This window comes from Blastococcus sp. VKM Ac-2987, assembly GCF_026967805.1.
Taxonomy (GTDB): domain Bacteria; phylum Actinomycetota; class Actinomycetes; order Mycobacteriales; family Geodermatophilaceae; genus Blastococcus.
The window spans coordinates 533681-559099 of the sequence record NZ_JAPVBG010000002.1 but is presented as its reverse complement, the minus strand read 5'-3'; the positions used below and the strand labels follow the sequence as shown (position 1 = coordinate 559099).

The following is a 25419-nucleotide window of genomic DNA, read 5'->3' as shown; positions in this document are numbered from 1 at the left end:
ACGGGGACAGGCCTCGGCAGAAAGGAGGTGATCAGCACCGAGGCCACCCACGCGCCCCGCGCTACGTGTGAGCCCCGCGCGAGCTCCAGCCACGTCGGGACGCCCGACCGTCAGCTCATCCACGGGCATAGGCGCGGTCGACCAGAAGGCGGAAGAACCGCTCGTTGAAGCGACACGGGCGGGTTCCACGCGCAACGATGCAGGTCGGAGCCGAGGAAGGAGGCGAGATGCAGCCAACGACAGGGACCAGCCTGAAGCTGCTGCTGGACACAAACGCCTTCATCGCTCTCGAGCCCACATCCACAGCCGTGGAGCGGGGTCTCGAGTTCGGCGCCGAACTTGCCCGCCTGGCTGCGGAGGGCGGTCACCGGCTCTACCTGCACGAGGCGACCCGGCGGGACTTCGCCCGCGACCGTGACCTTGCGCGTCGTAGCGCGCACCTCGCCCTTGCCGCGAAGTACCCGGCGCTATCCGGCATCCCGCAGTCCACGCTCGCGGACCTGGTCACGCGACTGGACCTGCCGGCGCCCCCCGCGCCCGACAGCAACGACGCGGTAGATCTGGAGATGCTGGCGGCCGTTGGCGCAGCCGCCGTCGACTACCTCGTCACGGACGACGCCCGACTGCGAGGCCGAGCGCGCCGCACCGGGCTGGCCGAGAACGTCCTGCCTCTGGCCGAAGCGGTGCAGCTCCTCCGCGACTTGTCACCGCGCCCACTCAAGCCGCCCCCCGCGGTCGAGCACGTCCTGTCCTACCAACTCGACCCACACGACCCGATCTTCGATTCCTTGCGGGAGGACTACCCCGGCTTCGATGCCTGGTTCGCGGGCGTGCGAAGGGCGCACCGGCCCGCGTGGATCATCCGTCACGACGACGAGAGATACGCCGGGGTGATGCTCGTCAAGGAGGAGACCGACACTCCCTACGGGCTGCCCGGCAGGGTGCTGAAGGTCTCGACGCTCAAGGTGACCGACGAGGCGCACGGCCGCCGCTACGGCGAACTGCTGCTCAAGACCCTCTTCAACCATGCCGAGCACCACAGCCACGACACGATCTACGTCACCGTCTTCGAGAAGCACGCGACCCTGGTCGATCTCCTCACCGCATTCGGGTTCCGGGATCACGGACGCAGTCCCGTCGGCGAACTGGTCCTGGCCAAGGCCCGGCGTCCATCTGCGCAGGGCACGGACTTGGACCCCCTGGAGTTCCACACCACATTCGGGCCACCCGCGATCGACACCCGGGCACCCGTCTTCGTAGTTCCGGTGGAGCCGCGCTGGCACAACGTGCTGTTTCCGGACTACCCCGGCCAGTTGAGCCTGCTGACCGGTGAGCACCCGTACGGAAACGCGCTGCGCAAGGCATACCTGTGCAACGCACCCACCCGCCGCGTCACCCCTGGGTCGACGCTGCTGTTCTACCGCTCCCGGGAGCGATCGGCGGTCACCGTCGCCGGCGTCGTCGAGGACGTTCACGTCAGCCACGTCCCAGAAGAGATCGCCCGCTACGTCGGCCGGCGCACCGTCTACACCCTGGAAGACATCACACGTCTCTGCCGCTCGGCGCGTCCGGTGCTCACTCTCCTGTTCCGTCAGGACCGCCTGTTAGAACCAGCATGGTCCCGGCGGGAGCTGATGACCGCCGGGGTACTCAACGGTCACCCGCAGAGCATCACCGAGGTCCGCAACGAGGAGGGACGACGCTGGCTGCAGGAACGGCTCAACGAACAGCGCTGATGTCGATCCATCCGCGGTACGCCGACGCGATCCTCGCCGGCACCAAGCGGGTGGAGTTCCGCAAGCGACGCCTCGCACCGGACGTGTCCACCGTGGTCATCTACGCCACGCAGCCGGTGGGTCGCATCGTCGGCACCTTCGAGGTGCTCGGCCACGACGTGGCGCCGCCCCCCGAGCTATGGAACCGACACCGCATTCACGCCGGGATCAGCGTCGCTGGATACGACGAGTACTACGCGCAGACGCCGGCGGCCGTAGGCATCCTCATCGGCTCGGTGCAGCAGCTATCTCAGCCGCGGCCGGTCACCGATCTGCCCGGCGTCAGCCGACCACCCCAGAGCTTCAGCTACCTGACCCGGGCACAAGCCATTGACGTGCAGACATGGCTTCAGCGCGAACCGCGGGACACCGACAGGACGTCCTCCGCCAGCGGCCCGCCGTCGGTCGTGGCTTCCATTCTCGTCAGGACGGCCGACGCCATTCACGCCGCGGCGAGCTTGCTCCGGCGGGCCGTGTAAGCGATTCGCCGGGGATGAGCGGCTGTACGCGTCAGGCTGGGTAGCGACTGCTGGCCCGTGCCCGCCCGAGGCCTTCCAGTAGTTGTGCCCAGCCGGTGTTCTTCCGCCGGAAGGCGCCCGACGACCGGCGTCGCTGCGCCAGCGTGATGACCTAGACGTCGACCGCCAGCCGGCCTGCGCCGGGGAGCGCTCCAGGTTGACGCGCGCCCGTGTGGCGTTGCGGCTCCGTTGTGCGCTGTCAGTCGGTGGTGTGCTCGCGGAGGGGATGGGACCGGTCGACAGTGATGCGGTCATCAGAGTCCTGCACCTTCAACCGGCTTTCCAGGTCGGCCAACCGCTGAGTCAGGAACTCGACCTGCCGCGTCAGGACTTCAATGCGCTCGTCCGCGGCCCTGACCGCAGCGTCACGGTCAGCTTCGTCCCTGGGCGCAGCTTTCGCCGGTGTTCGTGCTGACGCGAGAGCACCAATCAGCTCCAGCACCTCACCGGCCTTACCGCCAATCACGTGGCCCCCGACCGACGCTCCGAGGCCGACGAGAGGCGGGCTCACCGCGAACAGCGTCGCGGCGATCGACTTCGCCCGCTTTCGGCGCTTGTCTGGATCGTCCTCAGCCGCGACCCAGCCCGCGGCGAGCAGCTCGTCTGGCGAGACCTTCAACGCCTCTGCGAGCTTCTTGAGCGTCGATGGGCTCGGACTGCGCTCGCCTGTCTCGATCTTCAGCACCGTTGAGCGGCTCATGCCCGCCGAGCGCGCAAGCGCCTCCCGCGACAAGCCAGCTCTGATCCGCGCGACCTCGAGGGCCTGCGGGAGCCCGCGATGCGCCTCTTCGCTCTCCGGCTGGGCCGCCGATCGCCGAGTACGAGGCTCGCTTGACATGTCCGCAACTGTACGCCAACGTACCTGACAGCAAGAGTCCGCAACTGTCCGCAGGGAGCAATGACATGACGAACGACGAGTCCCAGTACGAGCACGAGACGGCGCCCGGAAGCGCCGCGGAGATCGACCAGCGATACACCAGCGACTCGTCACGGGCGTCGGAAATCAGGGACCAGCTGCGCGAGGCCCGCGAGTGGGCCGACTACCTGCGTCCCACGGATGAGGACAGCCCGGGTCGGCGCGCCGGGAAGTACCTGGCTCAGGCCGGCATCGTGGCTACGGCCACCGGTGTCGCCATGACCGTCGTCCTGTGACGGACTGAGAGACACGGGGAGAAGCCATGTCATCAGGACAGCGCTGCGGCCACTGCAGGAACGACGGGCACAACGTCCGGACATGTCCGGGCTTCCGCGCCGAACTGCACGAGGCGAAGCACGGCATCACGATCACCCGGCGCGCGGTCGATCGGCTGCGCGAGATGTTCCGGCAGAAGAACGAACGGATCTACGACCTCGAGATCGAGGTCCAAGACCTCCACGTCACGGTCCGCGCGCAGGAGGAGAAGCTCACGAAGCTGGAGTCTGAGCTGGCCGCCGCGCACGTCGTCATCGCTACGCAGGACAGCCTCATCGACGCTTACGCGAACGAGGTCGAGGCCCTCCGCGGGCAGCTGGCCCAGGCGAAGGGCGTCCTTGGGTCGCTGAGCCGTAGGTGATTGGACGCAGCTGACGGGTCCCACTGGGTGTGCCCTCCTGCGCGAAGCGGGGGGCACACCCAGTCAACGCAACCTCGCGCCTCTCCGGCCATAACCCGTCACCACTTGCGGGGCCTTCAGGCATTCCAACTGGGGCGCTCCAGCGCTCCGCGAACCACGGCTCCGTGTCCCATGAAGCGCCTTGTAGACCGTCCGCCGACGACGCGAAGGCGCAGGTGAAAGGGGTTTTCTGCATCCACCAGAGGCCCTCGGCTACAGGGATCCCGCAGCCCTCGGAAGGCTACCGCCGGAACCCCGCCCGGCTGCCGCGCTCGCCGGCATCCCCGACGCGGAGGTCACCGGGACGCCGGCTCCCGCGTCACCCGATCGCGGCACGGCGCTGCCCTCGACGGTCGGCGTGGTCATGATCGCCGTCGTGACCCCTTCGGACGTCGTCCTCGAACTCCGCCAGGCGCCGCTGTCGCAGGCGCTCTACGGCGCGTCACTTGTGGTCGCCGTCGTGGTCGCGGTGGTCGTCCTGACCGGCGACTTCCCCGCGCACTTCACGATCCTCTTCATCGCCTTCATGGTCGGCATCACCGGCTACAACACGGCGACGGCGCTGAGCCGCGCCCGCGCGCACGCCGACGGTTCGCTCGAGGTGCGCAACCGGCTGACCACCCGCCGCCTCCGACGCTCCGACATCGACCGCGTGATGCTGGGCCGCCAGGGCGGGCCCGGCTCCCTGCGCCGGCTGGAACTGCTCCTCCGGGACGGGACGACGCTGCACCTCGTCGCCACCGAGGTGCCTCCGCTGCCCGGCCTGAAGCGGCGACTGGAGGAGCAGGCCGCCGAGCTGCGCGCCTGGCGGGACGGTGCCACGTAGCGCCACGGCTCCCGGGCGCCGGAGGCCTGGCTCGCCGACGGCGTGAAGGTGCACACACCGGCCCGCGCATGGGACCCGTCGGTGCCGGTCATAACCTTGAGGGGCCGTACCGGCGAACTGCGGTGAGATACCTCATACGCCGGCGGTCGCATGTACCGGCCGATTTCGACCGACGATCGATGGAGGGCGCTGCAGCGCCTCGCCGAGCACAGCCAGAGAGGCAGCCGTGACTTCCGAGCGCAGCGTTCCCGACAGCGCGAACCCCGACGTCGTACTCGTCGGGGGCGGCATCATGAGCGCGACCCTGGCCCAGTTGTTCAAGGTCGTCGCCCCCGAGTGGAGCGTCGCGGTCTTCGAGTCGGGCAAGGCCGTCGCCGGCGAGAGCTCGGGCCCCTGGAACAACGCCGGCACCGGGCACGCCGCCCTCTGCGAGCTCAACTACACGCCCGCGGGCCCCGACGGCCAGGTCGACCCGACCAAGGCCATCACGATCAACGAGCAGTTCCAGGTCTCCCGGCAGTTCTGGTCGCACCTCGTGCGCGGCGGGATGACCGGCTCGCCCAAGGACTTCATCTCCCCCGTCCCGCACCTGAGCTTCGTCACGGGTGAGGACGGCCGCAGCTACATGCGCGCCCGCCACGCCGCCCTGGCCGCGCAGCCGCTGTTCGACGGCATCGAGTACACCGAGACCCCGGCCGAGATGGCCGAGTGGCTGCCGCTGATGATGCGCGGCCGCGACCCCGAGGAGATCGTCGCCGCCACCCGCTCGGCAGCGGGCACCGACGTCAACTTCGGCGCCCTCACCCGCCTGATGCTCGACGACGTCGCCACCCGCGGCGTCGACGTGCACGTCAACCAGCGCGTCGACTCCCTGGAGAAGCAGAGCGACGGCCGCTGGAAGGTCACCGTGCGCGACACCGTCTCCGGTGACCGCGTGATCATGCGCGCCCGCTTCGTCTTCGTCGGCGCCGGTGGTGGCGCGCTGCCGCTGCTGCAGAAGGCGGGCATCCCGGAGATCCGCGGCTTCGGCGGCTTCCCGGTGAGCGGCATGTTCCTGCGCAGCCGCTCGCCCGAGCTGGTCGGCGACCACCAGGCCAAGGTGTACGGGCAGGCCGCCGTGGGTGCGCCCCCGATGTCGGTCCCCCACCTGGACCTGCGCCTGATCGACGGCGAGTACTCGATCCTGTTCGGCCCCTACGCCGGCTTCTCCCCCAAGTTCCTCAAGGCCGGGTCGATGTTCGACCTGCCCAAGAGCGTCAAGCCGAACAACCTGGGCTCGATGCTCGGCGTCGCGCGCACCGAGATGGCGCTGACCAAGTACCTCATCGGCGAGCTGATGCAGACCCGGAAGGCCCGCCACCGCACGCTGCAGGCGTTCGTGCCCACCGCCGAGCAGGCCGACTGGGACATGGTCACCGCCGGCCAGCGGGTGCAGGTCATCAAGCAGGACCCGAAGTCGGGCAAGGGCGTCCTGCAGTTCGGCACCGAGTTGATCGTCGGCGGGGACGGCAGCATCGCCGGCCTGCTCGGCGCCTCCCCGGGCGCCTCGACCGCCGTCTCGGCGATGCTCACCCTGCTCGAGCGCTGCTTCCCGCAGCGCATCGACGCCTGGCGACCGCTGCTGCAGACGGCGATCCCCTCGTACGGGCACTCGCTGAACGACGAGCCGGCGCTGCTGGAGCAGGTCCGCACCGAGACCATGCAGACGCTGGAGCTCAACGCCTGATCCCGCCAGGCGCCCCTCCGGGGCCCGCACCTCGCAACATCCGCGCCCCGGGCGCCGGTCTGCCTGCAGACCGGCGCCCGGCGTCGTCAGAGCACGCCCAGCACCAGCAGCAGGATGACGGTCAGCACCGCGGAGATCAGCAGCGAACCGAGACAGCCGAGGCGGCTGGAGAAGAGGAAGAACATCCCTCTCGGGTGCCCAAGAGGTGGTGATCGCCACACGTCGTGTGCGCCGCGTCACCAACACTCGCGCTGGACCACCCGTTCAGGGGACACGGCTAGCCCCAGCGGTTACGTACCGTCATCATCGTTCCGGTCGGGATCGCGGCAACTGCGCTCCCGACCGCCGCATCGTCCGCTCAGCGCTCCGGCGCCCGGCGGGAACGACCCCGGCCCGGCTGACCCGTTCCCCCCGGGGCGGCCGGGCCGGCCTCTCCCCGGCCGGGCTCAGCTCCCGCCGCGGCACACCCGGGCCACCAGATCGGCCAGCGCGGTGCGCAGCCCGTCGTCCACGGGCAGGTCCACCACCACCGGCTCGTCCCCGATGCGCATCCCCAGCGGGACGACGTAGGGCTGCTTGACCTCGGCGAGCACGTGCCCGTCGCAGGTGGCCACGGTGAACCGCACCGCGCCGTCCGCCGCACCCGCCCCGGCCGCCAGCTCCAGGGGGAGCTCCGCCGCCACGTCGAACTGCACGTTGCCCGTCACGCGGTCGAGACCGACCCGCTCGTCGCCCTGCCGTCGGGTCAGGGTGAGGCGGCCCGACAGTTCCTCGTCGCCTGCCCGCAGGTCCGTCACGCCGAGCTCCACCGCCCGGGCCACCGCCGCGGCGGCGCACTCCTCGTCGTGCACCCGCTCCAGCGCGCGCCCGCCGAGCGGGACGCGCGCCTCGTCCACGGCGCCGTCCGGGCGCAGCACCGTGAGCCGGGCGGCAGCGGGCGCCGCGGCCCCGGGGCAGCGCGCTGCCCCGTAGGGGGTCGGCAGGTCGATGACCCGCCCCGGCGCGAAGGCGGCCGCCACCGCCACCGGCGGGAGCGGCGCGAAGCCCGGCACGTCCAGCGCCACCGCGGTGACGGTGAACGGCTCGTCCGCGGTCGCGGTGACCCGCACCTGGATCCGCCCGCCGACGGCCTCGTCGGTGCGCAGCCGCACGGCCTCGGCCGCGATGCCGGGCACGGGCGGCACGGCGGCCGGCACGGGCCCCGCCGACGTCGGCGCCGCCTCGTCACCGACCGGCTCGCCGCCGCACCCGGCCAGGACCAGCGCCACGAGCAGCGCGGTCAGCCGCCTCATGGCCCCGCAGCGTAGGGCCGCGGAGCGTCAGCGGTGGCGGCTCGGCACCCGCGCCTTGACCCGGCCGGCCTCCATGCGCACTTCGAGCTTCTCCTGCGGGTTGGCCGCCGGACCGCGCCGCGGCTCGCCGTTGTCGAGGGCGAACGCCGAGCCGTGCCACGGGCACACCAGGCAGTCGCTGCCCCGCACGTTCTCCACGGTGCCCTCGTCCAGCGGGCCGGACAGGTGCGAGCAGGCCGCCACGAAGACGTCGACCCGCGCCCCGCGCCGGACGACGGCCAGCGGCACCGCCATGCTGCTGCCCTTCCCGGTGCGCATCGCCGGCCGGCCCTCGGGGAGGTCGTCCAGCGGGCCGAGGTCGATCCAGTCGGTGCTCAGGGCCCGCACCGCGGTAGCCGCGTGCGAGGCGCCCGAGGACTGCGCGTAGGACATGTGGCCGCCGATCGCGGCCGAGCCCCCGGCCAGGCCGAGCCCCGAGTAGGCCAGCACCCGGCCCAGCGTGCCGCGCCCCTGTCCCCGGGCCACCAGCGAGCCGGCGTACAGGCCGAGCGCGGCGGTGTTCAGAACCGCGTGCAGCGCGCCCAGCCGGCGCACCCCGCTCCCCTGCTCCGACCAGTCCGCCGCACCCGACAGCGCGGCAGGGACGGAGGCGGCGACGCCGGTGCCGATGAGCACCGTGGCCGCCGGCCGCAGCCGCGGCACCGCGTCCAGCAGACCGGCGGACACCCAGCTGCCGACCGGCACCTGCACCAGCACCGGGTGGAGCGGGTGGCCCAGCCAGGTGCCGTGCAGCACGTCCTTGACCGCGCTCGGCAGGCCCTGGACGGCGCGCCGCGCCGGCTCGATGGCCTTGTCGAACGCCGACACGTCCGCGATGCGGTCCAGGAACCCCATGAGACTCATGGGCGGCCCCTACCCGGGAGGTCGCGGTGTGACGCACCGGGATGCCCGGCCCTGTCAGCGGGTGATCCGCAGGCGACCGTGAGCAAGGACACGGGTGAGTACCGGTTCCCCCCGGCATGTATGGGGGTGACAGAGGTTATGCCGGAGAGGAGCCTTGACCCGGCTCACCTCTACTTTTCGCTCAGCTGCCCGAAGGACCTCCCGTGACCTGCCCGTCCCTGCTCCGCCGCGGCCACGCCGCCGACGCCGTCGGCGACCTGGCACGGACGACGGCGCAGTGGGTGCGGGCGTCGGCGCCGCAGCTGACCGCGCGGCTGCGCCAGGACGACACCGCCGCCCAGTTCGCGCGGTTCGTCCTCGTCGGCGCCGTCACCACCGGGGTCTACGCGATCCTCTTCGTCGCGCTGCGCAGCCGGGGGTACCTGGCCGCCCACCTGGTGGCCACCGCCGTCTCCACGGTGCTGGCCAACGAACTGCACCGCCGGCTGACCTTCCGGGCCGACGAGCGGGTGCGCTGGTTCACCGCCCAGTGGGAGGCCGGCGGGGTCACCGTCATCGGCCTGCTGGCCACCAGCTCCGCTCTCGGCTGGCTGGACGCGGTCACCGACGGCGCCCAGCCCTGGCTGCAGATCGCCACGGTCGTCGCGGTCACCGCCCTGGTCGGTCTCATGCGCTTCGTCGCCCTGCGCTGGATCTTTCGGCCGGAGCCGGCTCCGGCCTGAGATCAGCCGCGCCGGGCCGGCCACTCCCCGGGGCCGCTCGCCGCGCCGCCCCGGGGGCAACGGAGGCGACCGCTAGCGTGTGCGCGATGAGCGATCCCACCGCGACGACGTCGCCCTGGCCGGGGCGTGCCCGGGTGGGCGCACGCTGGGCCGCTCGCACCGCCCTCGCGATCGGCGGTGCGCTGATCGCCGTCCTGCTGTTCGCCCGCGTCTCCGCGCCGATCGGTCCGTTCGACGCCACGCTGGCCTTCCGGCCGGCCTCCGGCGGCGCCGAGGTCGCCGTGCCACCCCTCGGTTCGCTGGCCGTGGACGTCTACGACGGGCCGCTCCGGCTCGACATCTCGCTGCAGAGCGTCGACCAGGCCCGCGCCCAGGCGCTGGCGAGCGACCCGGTCCTGCTGGCCGGCGTCGTCGACCGGGTCACCGAAGACCTGCAGTCGGCCGTCGTCCGGCTGGTGTGGGTCACCGCGTTCTGGGCGCTGGCCGGCGCCGCACTGGTCTCCTGGGTGGTGCTGCGCCGGCGGCGGGAGCCGCTGATCGCGCTCGGCGTCACCACGGCGGTGCTGGCCACCACCGGGGCCGTCGGCGCCGCGACGTGGCGACCGGAGGCGCTCTCCCAGCCGACGTACACGGGCCTGCTCGTCAACGCCAACAGCCTCATCGGCAACGCGCAGGACATCGTCGCCCGGTTCGACGCCTACCGGGCCTCGCTCGAGGACCTGGTGGCCAACGTCGGGACGCTCTACGCGACGCTCTCGGCCCTCCCGAGCCCCACCGGCGCCGGCGACTCGGTGGCGCTCCTGCACATCTCCGACATCCACCTCAACCCCGCCGGCTTCGACCTGATGCGGCAGGTGGTCGAGAAGTTCGACGTGGACGGCGTCCTGGACACCGGCGACCTCACCGACTGGGGCAGCGAGCCGGAGAACCGGCTGATCACCTCCGTCGGCGACCTCGACGTCCCCTACGTCTACATCCGCGGCAACCACGACTCGGCCACCACCGCGGAGATCTTGGCGGCCCAGTCGAACGTCACCGTCCTCGACGACTCCGACGTCCGCATCGCCGGCATCCGCATCGTGGGCGCCCCCGACCCCCGCTTCACCCCGGACAAGAGCACCGGCGACGACGAGGCGGGCGCGGACGTGCTGGTGACCTCCGGCGAGGAGCTGGCGGACTTCGCGGGCACGCTGGCCGAACCGCCGGCGATCGCCCTGGTGCACGACCCGAAGCAGGCACCGCCGCTGGACGGCGTCGTCCCCCTGGTGCTCGCCGGCCACACCCACGAGCGCGCGGTCGAGAGGCTGTCCGAGGAGACGCTCCTCATGGTGCAGGGCTCGACCGGCGGCGCCGGCCTGCGCGGGCTGCAGGGCGAGTACCCCGAGCCGCTCACCTGCACCGTGCTGTACCTCGACCCCGCCTCCGGGAGCCTGCTGGCCTACGACGAGATCACCCTGGGCGGGCTGGGTGCGACCGAGGTGACCGTGCAGCGCACGATCGTCGCGGCCGACCAGGCGCGGGACGCCGAGGGCGCCGTGGCGCCTCCGGAGGAGGGCGGCGCGGTGGTCGCTCCCGTCCCGGCCGGCGACCCGGTGGTGCCGGCCTCCCCGGCCGGGTGAGCGGCGCGCCCTACGCTGCGCCCATGACGTCGACGACCCGTGCCGCCCGGTTCGCCGGAGGGCTGCTCGCCGGAGGGCTTTCCCTCGCGGCGCTCACCGGCTGCTCCTTCACGTCCCACAACGTCTCGTGCTCCTCGGGCTCCTGCACCGCGACCCTGTCCGGTGACGGCGCGCAGGCCGAGATCCTCGGCACCACGCTCTCCTTCGACGGCGTGCAGGACGGCCGCGCCACGCTGAGCGTCGGCGGGACCAGCGTGTCCTGCGGGGAGGGCGAGAGCGTGGCCGCCGGCCCGCTGGAGATCGCCTGCTCGGGCGTCACGGACGACTCGGTGCAGCTGACGGCCAGCCTGGGCTGAGCCGGGCGCCGGGGTCAGCCGGCGTGCAGCACCTCGACGACCACCCGCGCCGGCTCCTCCAGGTACACCCGGAAGGGCCGGCGCTCCTCGGTGCCGACGAACGCCGTCGTGACCCCCTCGTACGTCGCCGCGAAGACCACCCCGGTCACCGCTCCGGCGTCCTCAGCCGTCAGCGGGCCGGGCGCGAAGTACTCCTCGACGCCGGTGTCGTAGGGGTAGCCGGCCCCGGTGACCTGCACCTGGAGCACCGCGTCCCCGGCGACCTCGACCGCGGCGCCGCTCCCCGGGGCGGATGCCTCGTCGACGTACCGGACGTCCCAGCCGGGCGCCCCCTCCCCGGCGGCCTCGAGGACCACCCGGTCGAAGCCGTCGAGCGTCTCCACCCGGATGTCACGGACCGTCACGCGGGCGTCCGCCGACGCGGTCCCGGTGTCCGGCTCCGTGTCGGCCCGGAACGCCGGCCCGCCCGTCGCCGGGTCGGTCTCCGACGCGACGGCCGGGGTGGTCGTGGCCGGGGTGGTAGCCGGGGTGGTCGTGGGGGTGCTGCCCGCCGTCCCACCGGCGGGATCCGCCGTGGGCCCGGCGGCACCGCTGCCGACGCCGGCGCAGGCCGACAGCACGATCAGCGAGGTCAGGAGGGCGGGGACGACCGCCCGGGATCGGGTGCGCACGCGACACAGCCTCACATCCGGGGACCCCGCCTCGGGGGAGGCGCGAGGGGCATGTATTGTTCTCGCTGCCCCCGGCGAACACGAGCCCCCATCGTCTAGCGGTCCAGGACGCCGCCCTTTCAAGGCGGTAGCACGGGTTCGAACCCCGTTGGGGGCACGCACACCAGCACCACAGCAAGGCCCTGTAGCGCAGTTGGTTAGCGCGCCGCCCTGTCACGGCGGAGGTCGCGGGTTCGAGTCCCGTCAGGGTCGCTCTCCGGTGGAGACACCGGGAGGGGCAGGTAGCTCAGTCGGTACGAGCGCTCGCCTGAAAAGCGAGAGGTCGGCGGTTCGACCCCGCCCCTGCCCACACTCCGCTCCGCACGGGCCCGGCATCGCGCCGGGCCCGTCGCCGTCTCAGGCCCAGCTGCGATCCGCCGCGACCTGGGCGTACACCTCCGCGTGGACCCCTTGCACGGCCGCCCGCTGCTGCGCGCGCCAGGCCGGGTCGGCCGGCCGCGGCATGGGCCGGGCCAGGGCCGCGCCGATCGCGGCGGTCAACGACACCGGATCCAGCCCACCGTGCTCGTCGTTGGCGTAGGGCACGACCTCCGACCACTGGTCGGCGAACCAGCCGCAACTGGGCGCCACCACGCGGGTGCCGACGTCGCGGCAGATCTCGACGTCGCGCGAGTGCGTCCCGCACCGCTCCGGCAGCACGGCCACGTGCAGCTGCTGCAGCGCAGCCGCCCACCCGTCGGCCCGGTAGCGGACCAGCTCGATCCGCCCGTCGTCGGCCATGGCGGCGACCACCGGGTCCAGCGCGGGGACGGCGGCCTCGTCGACCAGGATGCGCAGCCGCCCGCCCCCGGAGACCGCACCCGAGAGCGCCGCCCGCACCAGGCCCGCAGGGTCGGGGACGGCGCTCGAGGCCGGGCCCACGCACACCCCCACGAGGCCGCGCTCGGCGCCCAGCCCGGGGTCGGCGGCGGCGATCGAGGGGTGCGCCACCACGATCGAGGTGCGCCCGTACCGGTCCAGGATCACGTCGGCCGCGCCCGGCGTGAGCGTCAGGACCACCTCGGCCGTGGCCAGCACCGCGGCGAGGTGGGCGTCGTGCCGGCCGGGCGCGGCCTCGCCGGCGTCGCGGAGCTGGTGGACGGTCACGACGAGCGGCACACCGAGCCGCTGCAGCTCCTCGGTCCACGTCACGAGCTCCGCGGTGGCCAGGCGCCCGCAGCCGGCGTGCAGGTGCACCACGTCGACCTCGTCCGCGGCGGCGGCGAGGTGCGCGACGTCCAGCCAGGGGCTGGGCTCGGCGGCGTCCCCGATGCGGATCGCGCCCGGGGGCACGACGGCGTCCACGTAGGGGTCGCTGTGCGGGATCGAGACCACCCGGATGCCCGCACCCGCCAGGGTGGGCAGCCCCGGGTGCGGGAGGTCTGCATGCATCACGCGGGGGTGCGTCTCCTCGTACGGTCGAGCGTTCCGACGACAGCGCGGATCGGCTCGACATCCTCAGGGACCGGCCGCGGTGCTCGAGCCCGTCAGCCAGCGTGCTACCCCACCGGCGCCCGGGCCAACCCGGCTCGACTCCATCGGGTGAGCCGACGCGTCCGTTGCGTCACTGGCGGGAAGGCCGGCCGACCTGCCGGGCGATGGCGTACGCCGGCTCCCGGAAGCGCGCCAGCGGCCCGTCGGCCGCCAGGCCCGGCGGCGCGTGGCGGACGGCGTCGAAGCGCACGGCCGGCGCCGGCGGTCGGTGGGCACCCTCGACGCGGAGCAGGGCGAACGGCCGCCACCCGCCCGACCCGACGGCGGCCGCCACCGTGAACGCGACCGCGCCGCGCTCGGCCGCCACCGCCAGCGGCGCCGGGTCGGACGGGATGCCGGTGCGCTCGGGGAAGGCGGCCAGCCGCACCGGCCCGGCCGCCGTCCGGTAGGCCATGATCGAGCCGTAGACGGCCGCCGCGTCCCTCCTGGGCACGGGCACCCGCCGGGTCAGCGGGCCGCGGCCGGAGGTGGAGAGCAGGAGGTCGACCGGGGAGCCGGCCGCACCGGGCAGCCGGACCGCCAGCCCGAGGACGTCGGGCAGCGGCGCAGGCAGGCCGGCGCCGCGGGACATCCGGACGACGACCCGGTCGGAGCGCACCTCGTCGAGCCACGGGACGCCGAAGGACGGGCTCCCGCCGCGCCGGTCCAGCACCGCGTCCAGGACGGCGCCCCGGGGGTGCAACGGCCGGCCCCGGCGCCACCGCGCCACCGCCCCGAAGGGCACGGCCACCAGCCCTCCGGCCACCCCCGCGAGATCCCGCACGACGCCCTCCGCTCCTCGGACCGGCGGGCTGCCTACCCGCGCGGGCCTCCGGGGTATGCAGGGGCGCCGGGCGTGCCGACGTCGAGCGGACCTGACACCGGGGATACGGGCAGCCGCCGCGTCGATGGCCGTGCAGCGAACTCTGCACATGTCGCCGCTCATCTTCGGAGACATCTGCCTGGTGACACGGAATGATCTGACGCTTACGTTGAGTGCATGCTCTCGACGCTCCTGGTCATCGGTGGTGTTCTGGTCGGCCTGGTGGCGCTGCTGGCCGTGATCGTGAGCCTCAGCGCGCGCCCGGCCACCATCAGCCGCGGCACGCAGTCCGGCCTCCGCACGCCGGACTGGGCCGCCGACGCCGGCCGCCCGCACCCCGACGCGTGGTCGCCCCTCACCTCCACCACGACCAGCGAGATGCCCGCCGTCCGCTGATCCCCCGAGCCCGGGGTCCCGGCGGCTGCGACCGCGCGCCGCCGGGACCGTCCGGCCGTCGGGCCGGGTGCGGCTGCCCCGTCGGCACGCCCCGCGGCCGGTCAGCCGCCGGTCATGAGCTCCGCGGCCCGCTCCCCCACGAGCACGGCGGTGGCGGCGGGCCCCCGGCTCGGGACCCGTGGCAGCACCGAGGTGTCGGCCACGCGCAGCCCCTCGACGCCGCGCACGCGCAGCCACTGGTCGACGACGGCAGCCGGATCGCTCTCCGGTCCCATCCGCGCCGTGCCGGAGAGGTGCACCGCGGTCGTCAGCCGCTCGCCGATCCAGCGGTCCAGCGCCGCGTCGTCGGCCAGCAGCGGCTCGGGAAGGTCCCTGGCAGGCCGCCCCACGGCCGCCAGCGCCCGGGTGCGCAGCAGCGCGGCGGCGGCGCGGACCCCTTCCCGCATCCGCCGCCGGTCGGCCGTCTCCGCGAGGTGCCCGTACTCCACGACCGGCGGGCGGGCGGGATCACCGCCGGCGAGGACCAGGCGGCCGACGCCCGCCGTGCGCTGCAGCCCCACGCCGATCTCCACCGCCTCGCCGGCGGGCGCGGGGCGACCGGTCATCACCTGCGCGAACGGGGCCAGCCACGGCAGCACCTCGAGGTCGCCCGGGACCTCGCCCCCCGCGGAGGTCAGGTGGAGGACGCCCTCGAGCGGTGACCGCCCCGGGGCCGCCGTCGTCCCCGGGACCGCGCGGAACGGCAGGTAGACCAGCGGGTGGTCCGAGCAGTTCCGGCCCACCCCCGGGGCGTCGACGAGCACGTCGATGCCGGCCTCGCGCAGCACGGCCGCCGGGCCGATGCCGGACAGCAGCAGCAGGTGCGCCGACCCCACCGCCCCGGCGGCGAGCACGACCTCGTCGGCGGCGACGTCGCCCGCCGTCGTGCGCACGCCCACCGCCCGGCCGCCCTCTACCAGCACGCGCAGCACCCGGACGCCCCCGCGCACGCTGAGCCCGCGGAGCCCGCGGCGCGGGGCCAGGTAGGCCTGCGCCGTGCTGATCCGCACGCCGTCGACGACGTTGCGCGGCAGCGGGCCGTAGCCCGGGGCGCCCCCGGCGTTCTTGTCGGGCTCGGCGGGCACACCCAGCTCCTCGGCGGCCGCGGCGAACGCCTCGGCCAGGGGCGGGCCGCCCGTGGGGCGGACCACCGGGACCGGCCCGCCGGCGCCGTGCCCGGGCCGGTCGCCGAAGTCGCGGTCGTCCTCCAGCCGGCACAGCGCGGGCAGCAGCCGGTCCCAGGACCACAGGTCGTTGCCCGCGGCGGCCCAGCCGGCGGCGTCCGCAGGGGTCGGGCGCACGAAGTAGCCGGCGTTCACCGCGCTGGAGCCCCCCGTGACCCGGCCGCGCGGCACGCGGACGGTCCGCCCGCCCGGGAGCAGACCCGGCAGGTCCCAGTTGGCGGGGTGGCCGGGCACGGCGGCCTGCAGGGTGGTGGCGTCGCGCAGCTCGCCGGGCACGTCGGCGGGATCGGGGTGGTGCGCCCCGGCCTCCAGGAGCAGGACGGTGCGGCCGGCGTCGGCCAGCCGGGCGGCCAGCGGGCAGCCCGCGGTGCCGGCGCCGACCACGACGACGTCCCAGTGCTCAGCCACCCGCGAGCCCGAGCACCCCCGGGAGGTCCAGCCGGCGCACCTTCCCGGTGGAGGTCCGGGGCAGGTCGTCCAGCGCGTGCAGCGACTTCGGGCGCTTGGCGGGCGCCAGCCGCGCCCGTGCCCAGGCGGCCAGGTCGTCGGCGCCGACCTCGCCCACGTAGGCGGCCACCACCCGCTGCCCCCAGTCTGCGTCGGGCAGGCCGAAGACCGCGCTCTCCACGACACCGGGATGGGCGTCGAGCACCGCCTCCACCTCCGCGGGGTAGACGTTCACCCCGCCGGAGATCACCAGATCCTCCCGCCGGCCGTCCAGCCAGACGGTCCCGTCGTCGTCCACCCGGCCCAGGTCGCCGACGGTCACCCGGTCCCCCCGCCAGGCCGCCGCCGTCTTCTCCGGAGCCCGCCAGTACTCGAACCGCGCCCAGCCGGGCACCGTGCACCAGAGCTGGCCGCGCTCGTCGGTCTCCAGCCGCCGGCCCGGGCGCGCCCGCCCGACGCTGCCGGGGTGCGCCAGCCAGTCGTCGGGCGAGCAGACGGTGAACTGGGCCTCCGTGGAGCCGTAGAACTCCCACACGCTGCCCTCCGGCAGCGCCGCCAGCACCGCGCGCTTGAGCGGCTCGGGGCAGGGCGCACCCGCATGCACGAGGCGGCGGAACGACGACCAGTCGACGTCGTCGCGGGCGAGCAGCCGCTGCAGGTGGGTGGGCACGCAGAACGCCGTCGTCGGCCGGAGGCCGGTGATCAGTTTCGCGGCGCGGGCGGCATGGAAGGGGCCGGGCAGCAGCACCTCGCCGCCGGCCAGCAGGGTGTGGATCGCGAACCGCAGCGGCGCGCTGTGGTGCAGCGGGGAGAGGACGAGGTGCCGGTCCTGCGGACCGAAGCCCCACAGCTCGATCTCCTCGCCGGCCAGGGCGCGCGCGTCGGCGTCGGCGAGGACGCCGGACCACACGCCCTTGCGCCGGCCGGTGGTGCCCGACGTGTAGTGCATCGGGCGGGCCAGCGGCACCGGGGCGAGCGCGGCCTCGGCGTCGCCGAGCAGGCGTGCGGGATCCGAACCGGCGTCCAGGGCCGGGTCGGCATCCGCGGCGAGCGCCGCCCGCTCCCCGGCGGGCAGCGCCGGGTCCAGGACCACCGGCACGATCCCGGTGCGCAGCGCCCCCAGCACGACGGCGAGCAGCGCCGGCGAGGCGGCGGCCGACACCAGCAGCCGGTCGCCCTCCCGCAGGCCGGCCGCGGCCAGCGCCGCCGCCGCCCGCCGCTGGTCGCGCTCGCTCCCGGCCGCCGTGACGACCGGCACGCCCCCCGCGGCCACGTCGCTCACGCCGGCCGCACGCCGCCGTCGCCGGACAGCACGACCCGCCCCTCGGCGGCGAGCTTGGCCAGCGTGGCGCGGGTGGACTGCGCCGCGGCCGGCCAGAGCTCCCGGGGGACCTCCGCGTAGACGGTGGCGACCAGCTCGTCGACGCTGCCCGCGCCGCGGGCCAGCGCGTCCACCAGCTGCTGCTCCCGGTACGCCCGGTGGGCCAGGTAGTAGCCGAGGACGGCGCCCGGGTCCTCGGTCAGCTCGGGGCCGTGGCCGCAGTAGAGGGCGCTGGGGCCCAGGTCGTGCACCCGGCGCAGCGAGTCCAGGTATGCGACGACGTCACCCTCCGGGTGGGTGACCACCGAGGTGCCGCGGCCGAGCACGTGGTCACCGACGAGCACCGCGCCGGACTCCAGCCGGAAGGCCAGGTGGTCGGCCGTGTGACCGGGGGTGGGGACGACGTCGATCGACGTCCCGGCCAGGCGCAGCCGCTCCCCCGGACCCAGCACCCGGCCCGCGGGGCCGGCGACGGCCTCCGACGCCGCGGCCACTGGAGCGCCGAAGCGGGCGCCCCACGGCCGGGCGGCGTCGGCGTGGTCGCCGTGGTGGTGGGTGACCAGGACGGCGACGCAGCGGGCGGCGCGCGCCGCCAGGGCGGCCTCGACCGCCGCCAGGTGCGCGGGGTCGTCGGGACCGGGGTCCACCACCACCGCCTGGCCGCTGCCCGGCGCGCCGACCACGTAGGTGTTCGTCCCGTCGAGGGTCATCGGCGAGGGGTTGGGCGCCAGCACCCGGCTGACCAGCGGCTCCAGCTCGGCGGAGCGCGGCAGGGCGCCGAAGGCGGGGAGATCCCACGCGCCGCGGGGATCGGACGGAACGGCCACGACCGGCACGCTAGCCGCGAGGCCCCCGCACCGCGCACCCGGCCGCTACCCTTGGCCATGCGCAGATCCATCCTCCGGGCCGCCGTCCTCCCTGCGGCCACCGCCCTCGCCCTGCTCGCCGGCTGCGGGGGGTCCGACGACGAGGACACCACCGCGTCCGAGGAGACCTCGGCCGCGGAGACCTCCGCCGCGGAGCAGACCGGCTCCGACGAGACCGGCTCCCCGGGGACCGGTTCGGAGCAGACCGCCACCGAGGGCGCCGGCTCCGAGTTCTGCACGCAGGCCTCGACCATCCAGGATCGGATCTCCGGCAGCGCCACGGCGGGCGACCCGACCGATCTGCCGCGGGTCTTCCGGGCGGCGGCGGAGGAGATCCGCTCCATCGAGGCGCCCGAGGAGCTGACCCCGGACTGGACGGCGCTCGCCGACGGCGCCGAGCGGTTCGCCTCGACGCTGGAGAACATCGACCTGACCGATCCGAACGCGCTGGCCACCCTGCAGCAGGAGCTGGCCCCGCTGGAGCAGGAGCTGAGCCAGGCCTCGTCGAACGTGGAGACCTACCTCGCCGAGGAGTGCGGCCTGGAGGTGTCCACCGAGGAGACCGCGCCGTCCAGCTGAGCGCCCCCTCCCCCGGCACGACCGCGGCCCGCCACCCCTCCCCAGGGGTGGCGGGCCGCTGTGCCGTCGCGGGTGCGGTCAGCCGCCGCAGCCCCCGACCCGGACGCCGCGGGCGTTCAGCCACGGCACCGGGTCGGCCTGGCCGCCGTACATCCGGCCGCCCGGGTGGACCTCGAAGTGCAGGTGCGGCCCGGTGGACTGGCCCCGGTTGCCGACCTCGGCGATCCGCTCGCCCGCGACGACCCGCTCGCCGGTGGACACGAAGTACCGGTGCACGTGGCCGTAGACGGTCACCGCGCCGTCGTCACCCTCGATGTAGACGGCGTAGCCGAAGCCGGTGGCCGTACCGGCGCGGCGCACCACGCCGCTGGTCACCGCGTAGACCGGCGTGCCGATGGGGGCGGCGATGTCCACGCCGCCGTGCAGGGCGCCCCAGCGCCAGCCGAAGCAGCTCGACACCCGGCCCGACGTGGGCTTGACGTATCCGGCGCCGCTCACGCCACCGCCGCCACCGCTGCCGCCGCCGGTGTTCCCACCGCCGTTGCCGCCGCCGCTGTCGGCGGCGTCGCGGGCGGCGGTCCGGGCGGCCTCGGCCGCCGCCTCGGCCTCGCGGGCGGCGCGTTCGGCGGCCTCCCGGGCCGCCGCCTCCTCGGCCGCCTTCTGCGCGGCCCACTGCTGGTAGGCGTTGCGCGCCCCCTGCAGCTCCAGCAGCCGGATCTGCGCGGCCTGCAGCTGGGCCTCGTACTGCGCCTTCTGGGTCTCGATCTCCGCGTAGGCGGCCTGCCGGGAGGCGAGCTGCGCGTCCGCGGCCTCCTTGGCGGCCTGGGCGGCGTCCTCCGCGGCGGCGCGCTCGTCGCGGGCGGCGCGGGCGGCCGAGTCGGCGTTGGCCTGCCGCACCCGGGCCACCTCGAGCTCGCCGAGGACGTCGAGCTGGTTGGCGGCCACGTAGTCGAGCATCGCGGCCCGCTGGATGAGCTCGCCCGGGCCCTCGGAGTCCAGCAGCGCCGCCGAGCTGGTCAGCGAGGAGCCGTTCATGTAGCTGTCCCGGGAGAACGCCGCGATGCGCCTTCCGGCCGCGGCGACCGCCTCGTCGGCGGCGCGGAGCTCGGCGGCAGCGCGGTCGGCGGCCTCCTGGGCGATCGCCAGCTCCTCCTCGGCGATGAGGTAGGCGGTGCCGGCGGCCTCGGCCTGGACGCCCACCCGCTCGAGCTCGGACTCGGCCTCGGCGACGAGCCCGGCGATGCGGCCGACCTCGGCGGCGGCGGCCGCCTGCTGGCCCTGGGCCTCGCCGATCTGGCTGTCGCTGGGGTTGGGCGGCGGCTCGGGGACGGCGCCGGCGGGAGCGGCGGTCACCATCAGCGTCGCTCCGGCCACCACGCCGATCAGGGCGGTGCGGAACGGCCGGGTGGAGCGGCCCGCGACGGCCCGGCCGGTGCCGGTCCGCGGGGTCGCCGGTCCGGACGGACGGCGCTGGGACATGTGCTCGCTCCCTGGGGAAGAGGGTTTGGGCGGTGTGGCCTGCGAACGGTCCCACTGTCACCGGGAGTCACAAAGGCAACACGCGGCAGCACAGCCACGCCGCGGACCAGAACGATCGGCGACCGTCTCGTCACGGTCGGTATGTCGACCTGACGCGTGCAGAACGGTTTCCGCCGCTCCCGGCGGCTAGCTCCCCGGGCGCTCCAGCTCGTGGCCGAGCGCGTCCAGCTCGGCACCACCGGCCATCAGCCGGGTGAGCTCCTCACGGCTGATGTCGGCCTTCGCGAACTCGCCCAGGCTCCGGCCCCGGTTGAGCACGAGGAAGCGGTCCCCGACGGGGTGGGCGTGGTGCGGGTTGTGGGTGATCAGCACGACGCCGACGCCCCGGTCGCGCGCCTGCGCCACGTAGCGCAGGACCACGCCGGCCTGCTTGACGCCGAGGGCCGAGGTGGGCTCGTCGAGGATCAGCACCCGGGCGCCGAAGTGCACCGCCCGGGCGATCGCCACCGACTGGCGCTCCCCGCCGGAGAGGGTGCCGACGGGCTGGTCCGGGTTGCGGATGTCGATGCCCATCGCGGCCAGCTCGCGGCGGGTGGTCTCCTTCGCGCGCGCGACGTCGAACCGCCGGAAGGGTCCGCGGCCGCGGGTCGGCTCGGCACCGAGGAAGAAGTTCCGCCAGATCGCCATCAGCGGGATCATCGCCAGGTCCTGGTAGACGGTGGCGATCCCGGCGTCGAGCGCCTCGCGCGGCGATCCGAAGCCCGCCGGCCGGCCGTCCAGCAGCACCGTCCCGCGGTCCGCCCGGTGCACGCCCGAGAGGATCTTGATCAGGGTGGACTTGCCCGCCCCGTTGTCCCCGAGCACGCAGGTCACCTCCCCGGCGCGCACGGTGGTGCTGACGCCGTCGAGGGCGATGACCGAGCCGTAGTCCTTGCCGACGTCGGCCAGCTCCAGCAGCGGCGGGGCGCCGTCCCGGGGCGCGGTCACCGCCGGGCCGCCTCGGCGGAGCGGCGGACCAGCCGGTTGGCCAGGACGGCGAGCAGCAGCATGGCGCCGAGGAAGAAGTAGAACCAGTCGGCGTCCCAGCGCAGGTACGGGATCCCCAGCTGGGTCATCCCGAAGATCAGCGCGCCGAGCGCGGCGCCGATGGCCGATCCGAAGCCGCCGGTGAGCAGGCACCCGCCGATGACCGCGGCCACGATGTAGATGAGCTCCTGGCCGATGCCGGTGTTGGCCTGCACCGAGGTCAGCCGGACGGCGAGGGTGGTGCCGACGAACCAGGCCGCGGCCGCCGTCGTCATGAACAGCGCGATCGTGGTCCGCCGGGCGGGCACGCCGACGTTGCGGGCGGCCACCTCGTCGCCCCCGGTGGCGAAGACCCAGTTGCCGAAGCGGGTGCGCAGCAGGACCCAGGTCGCCAGCGCGGTGAACAGCAGCCACCACAGGACCGCCACCCGGATCGGCGCGCCCAGCACCTCCACGCGGGAGGCGAACACCCACTCGGCCACCGCGTACCCGGGCACGTCGTCGATGCCGCCGACGGTGACCGTGTCGGTGAACAGCTTGGTGAGCCCCAGGTTCAGGCCCTGGAGCATCAGGAAGGTGCCGAGCGTGATGATGAAGCTCGGCAGCCCGGTGCGCGTGACCAGCCAGCCGTTGAAGAAGCCGATCGCCAGGGCGACGACCAGCGCGACGCCGATGGCCACCCACAGGTGCTGCCGGAACTCGACGGCGACGATGCCGACCGTGAGCGCGGTGGTCCCGGTCATCACGCCGGCGGAGAGGTCGAAGTGGCCGCCGATCATGAGCATCGCGACCGCGACCGCCATGATCCCCAGCGTCGACGCGGGGTCGAGCCAGTTGGCGATGCCGCGGGGCGACCGGAACACCTCGGACTGGACCGCGAAGAACGTGAACACGGCGACCGCGCCGACCAGCGCGCCCAGCTCCGGCTTGACCAGCAGCCGGCGCAGCGGGCCGGCGGCACCGAGCCGCTCGTCGCCCCGCCGCTCCGCCGGGGCGGTCGCCTCCCGGGTGCTCAGCGCGTGCCGGCCGTGGCCAGGTCGGCGATCGCGTCGACGTTCTCGGCGTCGACGATCGCCGGTCCGGTGAGCACCGGCTGGCCACCGCCGACCGTGTTCAGGTTCTCGGCGTAGAGCTGGAGCATCACGACCGGCAGGTAGCCCTGCTCGTACTGCTGCTGGTCGACGGCGAAGGCGATGTCGCCGGCCTGGATGCCCTCGATCACGTCCTCGTTGAGGTCGAAGGTGGCCACCCGGGCGTCGGAGCCGGCGTCCTGGGCGGCCTCCACGGCGACGGCTGCCACGGCCGAGTTCAGGGCCAGCACCGCGTCGATGCCCTCGTCGCTCTGCAGCTGCGAGGCGATGGTCGACTGCGCGCCGGTGAGGTCGTTGATGTCGACCTGCACGGTGCGGATCCCACCGCCCAGCGCCTCCGCCGCGCCGGCGCAGCGCTGCTCGAGGCCGATGTTGCCGGCCTCGTGGATGACGCAGAGCACGTCCTGGGCGCCGTCCTCGGCCAGCCGGCGGCCGGCGCCCTGGCCGGCGATCGTCTCGTCCTGGCCGACGTGGCCGATGGCGCCGAACTCGGCGGACTCCCCGCCGCCGGAGTTGATGGTGACCACCGGGATGCCGGCCTCGACCGCCTGCTCGACGGCTCCCTGGAGCGCGTCGGGGTTCGCCATCGAGACGACGATGCCGTCCACGTCCTGGTTCACCGCCGCCTCGATCAGCTGCGCCTGCCGCTGCGGGTCGCCGTCGCTCTGGTAGTCGACGTCGATGCCGAGGTCCTCGCCGGCCGCCTGCGCGCCGTTCTGCACGACGTCCCAGAACGCGTCACCGGCCGAGCCGTGCGTGATCACCGAGAAGGCCAGGTCGCCCCCGCCCCCGGCGCCGTCGGACCCGCCGCCGGCTCCGTCGCCGCCGTCGCCGTCGCTCGCGCTGTCCGTGGTGCACGCGGAGAGGAGCAGGGGCGCGGCCAGGGCCAGTGCCAGCAGTCGCTTGGGTGCGGCCATCGAGAGTCCTCCTGTGCTCGCGGGGCCCTGGGCCCGCGCGTCCGGTCCGCCCAGGATCATGCCCCTCCCGCCTGCCGGTGGCGCCGTCGAGGGTGGCCGACGCGCGGCCGCTTCCCTCGGACCGGGTCACGGCCGCGGCGCGTTCTACGCTCGGCGTCGTGGACGTCCTGGCATCCGGTCATGAACAGCTCGTGTTCTGCAGCGACCCCGAGTCGGGGCTGCGGGCGATCATCGCCATCCACTCCACGGCCCTCGGGCCGGCGCTCGGGGGGACGCGCTTCTACCCCTACGCCGACGAGGAAGCCGCCGTCGCCGACGCGCTGCGGCTGTCGGCCGCCATGACGTACAAGAACAGCCTGGCCGGCCTCGACCTCGGCGGTGGCAAGGCGGTGATCATCGGCGATCCGCGCACCGCCAAGACCGAGGCCGTGCTGCGGGCCTACGGCCGCTTCGTCGAGTCGCTCGGCGGGCGCTACCTCACCGCGTGCGACGTCGGGACCTACAACGCCGACCTCGACGTCGTCGCCCGGGAGACGCGGTTCGCCCACGGCCGCTCCGAGGCCTACGGCGGCTGCGGCGACTCCTCGGTGCTGACCGCCTACGGGGTCTTCCAGGGCATGCGGGCGGCCGCGCAGCACTGCTGGGGCTCCCCGTCGCTCGCCGGGCGCACGGTGGCCGTGGCGGGCGTGGGCAAGGTGGGCTCGTGGCTGGTGGGCCACCTGGTCGACGACGGCGCCGACGTCGTCGTCACCGACGTCGACCAGGGCGCCGTGCAGCGCCTGCAGGCCCGCCACCCGCAGGTGCGCGCCGTCGACGACACCGCGGCCCTGGTGCGCACCCCCCATGACGTCTACGCGCCCTGCGCACTCGGCGGGGCCCTGGACGCGGAGACGGTGGAGGCACTGCCCGGCCGGATCGTCTGCGGCGGGGCCAACAACCAGCTGGCCACCCCGGAGATGGCCGACCGGCTGCGCGAGCGCGGCGTCCTCTACGCCCCGGACTTCCTCGTCAACGCCGGCGGCGTCATCCAGGTGGAGGACGAGCGGCACGGGTTCTCCTTCGACCGCGCCCAGGCGAAGGCCTCCGGCATCTTCGGCGTGGCGCTGCGGGTGTTCGCCCTCGCCGACGCCGAGGGCATCTCCCCCGCCGTGGCGGCCGATCGGCTGGCGGAGGAGCGGATCCGGACGGTCGGCCGGCTGGCCACGATCCGGCTCCCCCGCTGACCGACGACGACGCGCGCACCACCTGCGAGGGGGAGGGCGTGTGCCCGTCGCGGATCCGTGTCGTAATGTTGTCCGAGACATAGTCACTCAGTCGGGGTCGCCACGCGGGCCGCATCAGCCGCTTGGCTGGTCCACCGCACTCCGTAACGAGGGGGTCGAGCCGATGGGGCGCGGCCGAGCGAAGGCCAAGCAGACACGCGTGGCCCGTGAGCTCAAGTACAGCTCACCCAACACCGACCTCACCGCGCTTCAGCGCGAGCTGGCCGGTTCGTCGTCGACCTACACCGCGCCCAGCGCGGCTGATGACGACGACGAGGACGAGGACGACACGTACGCCGATCGTTGGGCGGACGACGACTCCGACGACGACTGGGCGGCCAGCCGCTGACCCGCGGCTGATCCGTCCGACACCACGACACCGCCGCCCTCCGGGGCAGCGGTGTCGTGGTGTTCTCCCGTCCACGGGCGGCCCGGGCGCGGGTCCGCCGAGCCCGGGAGTCGTTCCGGGCCCGGGGC

At 74.4% G+C, this 25419-nt stretch carries 26 protein-coding genes and 3 tRNA genes; 16 read left to right on the top strand and 13 right to left on the bottom strand.

The genetic code is table 11. The annotated features are described in order from the left end of the window. Positions 1-227: 227 nt before the first annotated feature. Positions 228-1736, top strand: coding sequence for a GNAT family N-acetyltransferase (locus O2W17_RS11570; protein WP_269192584.1), 1509 nt, complete (start codon positions 228-230; stop codon positions 1734-1736). Further along, positions 1736-2254: an ASCH domain-containing protein gene (locus O2W17_RS11565; protein ID WP_269192583.1), complete on the top strand. Its 519-nt coding sequence runs from the start codon at positions 1736-1738 to the stop codon at positions 2252-2254. Before O2W17_RS11570 ends, O2W17_RS11565 begins: the two co-directional genes overlap by 1 nt. A 238-nt stretch (positions 2255-2492) precedes the next feature. On the opposite strand, the gene O2W17_RS11560 is transcribed toward O2W17_RS11565, so the two are convergent. Beyond that, entirely contained in the window at positions 2493-3131 is a 639-nt protein-coding gene (locus O2W17_RS11560; protein WP_269192582.1) for a helix-turn-helix transcriptional regulator, read from the bottom strand. Between the two features lie 65 nt (positions 3132-3196). Between O2W17_RS11560 and O2W17_RS11555 the strand changes: the two genes are divergently transcribed. The 4 genes from O2W17_RS11555 to mqo all read left to right on the top strand — a co-directional run bounded on the left by O2W17_RS11555 (position 3197) and on the right by mqo (position 6437). Next, positions 3197-3445, top strand: a complete 249-nt coding sequence (locus O2W17_RS11555) for a hypothetical protein (RefSeq protein WP_269192581.1) — start codon at positions 3197-3199, stop codon at positions 3443-3445. A 26-nt stretch (positions 3446-3471) separates the two neighbouring features. Further along, positions 3472-3846, top strand: a complete 375-nt coding sequence (locus O2W17_RS11550; protein ID WP_269192580.1) for a hypothetical protein — start codon at positions 3472-3474, stop codon at positions 3844-3846. Between the two features lie 415 nt (positions 3847-4261). After that, positions 4262-4711, top strand: a complete 450-nt coding sequence (locus O2W17_RS11545) for a hypothetical protein (RefSeq protein ID WP_269192579.1) — start codon at positions 4262-4264, stop codon at positions 4709-4711. 226 nt (positions 4712-4937) lie between these two features. Then, complete coding sequence (gene mqo / locus O2W17_RS11540) at positions 4938-6437, top strand: malate dehydrogenase (quinone) (protein ID WP_269192578.1); 1500 nt, start codon at positions 4938-4940, stop codon at positions 6435-6437. 446 nt (positions 6438-6883) lie between these two features. On the opposite strand, the gene O2W17_RS11535 is transcribed toward mqo, so the two are convergent. Beyond that, complete coding sequence (locus O2W17_RS11535; RefSeq protein ID WP_269192577.1) at positions 6884-7729, bottom strand: hypothetical protein; 846 nt, start codon at positions 7727-7729, stop codon at positions 6884-6886. A 27-nt stretch (positions 7730-7756) separates the two neighbouring features. After that, the gene (locus O2W17_RS11530; RefSeq protein ID WP_269192576.1) at positions 7757-8632 is read right to left on the bottom strand and encodes a Rieske 2Fe-2S domain-containing protein; all 876 of its coding nucleotides are present in this window, start codon (positions 8630-8632) and stop codon (positions 7757-7759) included. 203 nt (positions 8633-8835) lie between these two features. Between O2W17_RS11530 and O2W17_RS11525 the strand changes: the two genes are divergently transcribed. The 3 genes from O2W17_RS11525 to O2W17_RS11515 all read left to right on the top strand — a co-directional run bounded on the left by O2W17_RS11525 (position 8836) and on the right by O2W17_RS11515 (position 11329). Further along, positions 8836-9354, top strand: coding sequence for a GtrA family protein (locus O2W17_RS11525; protein WP_269192575.1), 519 nt, complete (start codon positions 8836-8838; stop codon positions 9352-9354). An 86-nt stretch (positions 9355-9440) separates the two neighbouring features. Then, positions 9441-10973 (top strand): metallophosphoesterase, encoded by a 1533-nt coding sequence (locus O2W17_RS11520; RefSeq protein WP_269192574.1) that lies wholly within the window; start codon positions 9441-9443, stop codon positions 10971-10973. A gap of 23 nt (positions 10974-10996) precedes the next feature. Then, a complete protein-coding gene (locus O2W17_RS11515) occupies positions 10997-11329 on the top strand; it encodes a hypothetical protein (RefSeq protein ID WP_269192573.1) in 333 nt (110 codons plus the stop codon). Between the two features lie 14 nt (positions 11330-11343). Here O2W17_RS11515 and O2W17_RS11510 read toward each other — a convergent pair whose 3' ends face one another. Further along, positions 11344-12000, bottom strand: a complete 657-nt coding sequence (locus O2W17_RS11510; RefSeq protein ID WP_269192572.1) for an AMIN-like domain-containing (lipo)protein — start codon at positions 11998-12000, stop codon at positions 11344-11346. A gap of 84 nt (positions 12001-12084) precedes the next feature. Here O2W17_RS11510 and O2W17_RS11505 point away from each other — a divergent pair. The 3 genes from O2W17_RS11505 to O2W17_RS11495 all read left to right on the top strand — a co-directional run bounded on the left by O2W17_RS11505 (position 12085) and on the right by O2W17_RS11495 (position 12349). Beyond that, positions 12085-12157, top strand: a tRNA-Glu gene (locus O2W17_RS11505). Positions 12158-12178: 21 nt separating this feature from the next. Continuing rightward, positions 12179-12252: transfer RNA gene (locus O2W17_RS11500), tRNA-Asp, on the top strand. A 23-nt stretch (positions 12253-12275) separates the two neighbouring features. Next, positions 12276-12349, top strand: a tRNA-Phe gene (locus O2W17_RS11495). A 47-nt stretch (positions 12350-12396) separates the two neighbouring features. Here the strand turns inward: O2W17_RS11495 and O2W17_RS11490 are convergent. Further along, positions 12397-13431, bottom strand: a complete 1035-nt coding sequence (locus tag O2W17_RS11490; RefSeq protein ID WP_269193291.1) for a hypothetical protein — start codon at positions 13429-13431, stop codon at positions 12397-12399. A 172-nt stretch (positions 13432-13603) separates the two neighbouring features. After that, entirely contained in the window at positions 13604-14296 is a 693-nt protein-coding gene (locus tag O2W17_RS11485; protein WP_269192571.1) for a phosphodiesterase, read from the bottom strand. Between the two features lie 216 nt (positions 14297-14512). Here O2W17_RS11485 and O2W17_RS11480 point away from each other — a divergent pair, with 216 nt between their 5' ends. Further along, positions 14513-14731 carry a hypothetical protein gene (locus O2W17_RS11480; RefSeq protein ID WP_269192570.1) on the top strand — a complete coding sequence of 73 codons (219 nt, stop codon included), beginning with the start codon at positions 14513-14515 and terminating at the stop codon, positions 14729-14731. Positions 14732-14832: 101 nt separating this feature from the next. Here O2W17_RS11480 and mftG read toward each other — a convergent pair whose 3' ends face one another. The 3 genes from mftG to O2W17_RS11465 are packed head-to-tail and all read right to left on the bottom strand — an operon-like array spanning position 14833 to position 18549. Beyond that, positions 14833-16362 carry a mycofactocin dehydrogenase MftG gene (gene mftG / locus O2W17_RS11475; protein WP_269192569.1) on the bottom strand — a complete coding sequence of 510 codons (1530 nt, stop codon included), beginning with the start codon at positions 16360-16362 and terminating at the stop codon, positions 14833-14835. Further along, positions 16355-17683: a class I adenylate-forming enzyme family protein gene (locus O2W17_RS11470; protein WP_269192568.1), complete on the bottom strand. Its 1329-nt coding sequence runs from the start codon at positions 17681-17683 to the stop codon at positions 16355-16357. The genes mftG and O2W17_RS11470 overlap by 8 nt, the downstream gene beginning before the upstream one ends. Then, complete coding sequence (locus O2W17_RS11465) at positions 17680-18549, bottom strand: MBL fold metallo-hydrolase (protein WP_269192567.1); 870 nt, start codon at positions 18547-18549, stop codon at positions 17680-17682. Before O2W17_RS11465 ends, O2W17_RS11470 begins: the two co-directional genes overlap by 4 nt. 57 nt (positions 18550-18606) lie before the next feature. Between O2W17_RS11465 and O2W17_RS11460 the strand changes: the two genes are divergently transcribed. Continuing rightward, complete coding sequence (locus O2W17_RS11460; protein WP_269192566.1) at positions 18607-19167, top strand: hypothetical protein; 561 nt, start codon at positions 18607-18609, stop codon at positions 19165-19167. Positions 19168-19245: 78 nt separating this feature from the next. Here O2W17_RS11460 and O2W17_RS11455 read toward each other — a convergent pair whose 3' ends face one another. From O2W17_RS11455 to O2W17_RS11440, 4 genes are all read right to left on the bottom strand, one after another. After that, positions 19246-20646, bottom strand: coding sequence for a peptidoglycan DD-metalloendopeptidase family protein (locus O2W17_RS11455; protein ID WP_269192565.1), 1401 nt, complete (start codon positions 20644-20646; stop codon positions 19246-19248). 186 nt (positions 20647-20832) lie between these two features. After that, positions 20833-21633: an ATP-binding cassette domain-containing protein gene (locus O2W17_RS11450; RefSeq protein WP_269192564.1), complete on the bottom strand. Its 801-nt coding sequence runs from the start codon at positions 21631-21633 to the stop codon at positions 20833-20835. Then, positions 21630-22565 (bottom strand): ABC transporter permease, encoded by a 936-nt coding sequence (locus tag O2W17_RS11445; RefSeq protein WP_269192563.1) that lies wholly within the window; start codon positions 22563-22565, stop codon positions 21630-21632. Before O2W17_RS11445 ends, O2W17_RS11450 begins: the two co-directional genes overlap by 4 nt. Before the next feature lie 119 nt (positions 22566-22684). After that, the gene (locus O2W17_RS11440; protein WP_269192562.1) at positions 22685-23680 is read right to left on the bottom strand and encodes a substrate-binding domain-containing protein; all 996 of its coding nucleotides are present in this window, start codon (positions 23678-23680) and stop codon (positions 22685-22687) included. A gap of 158 nt (positions 23681-23838) precedes the next feature. Here O2W17_RS11440 and O2W17_RS11435 point away from each other — a divergent pair, with 158 nt between their 5' ends. Continuing rightward, positions 23839-24903, top strand: a complete 1065-nt coding sequence (locus O2W17_RS11435; RefSeq protein ID WP_269192561.1) for a Glu/Leu/Phe/Val family dehydrogenase — start codon at positions 23839-23841, stop codon at positions 24901-24903. A gap of 163 nt (positions 24904-25066) precedes the next feature. Further along, entirely contained in the window at positions 25067-25291 is a 225-nt protein-coding gene (locus tag O2W17_RS11430) for a DUF3073 domain-containing protein (protein ID WP_269192560.1), read from the top strand. The last annotated feature ends 128 nt before the right edge of the window (positions 25292-25419 follow it).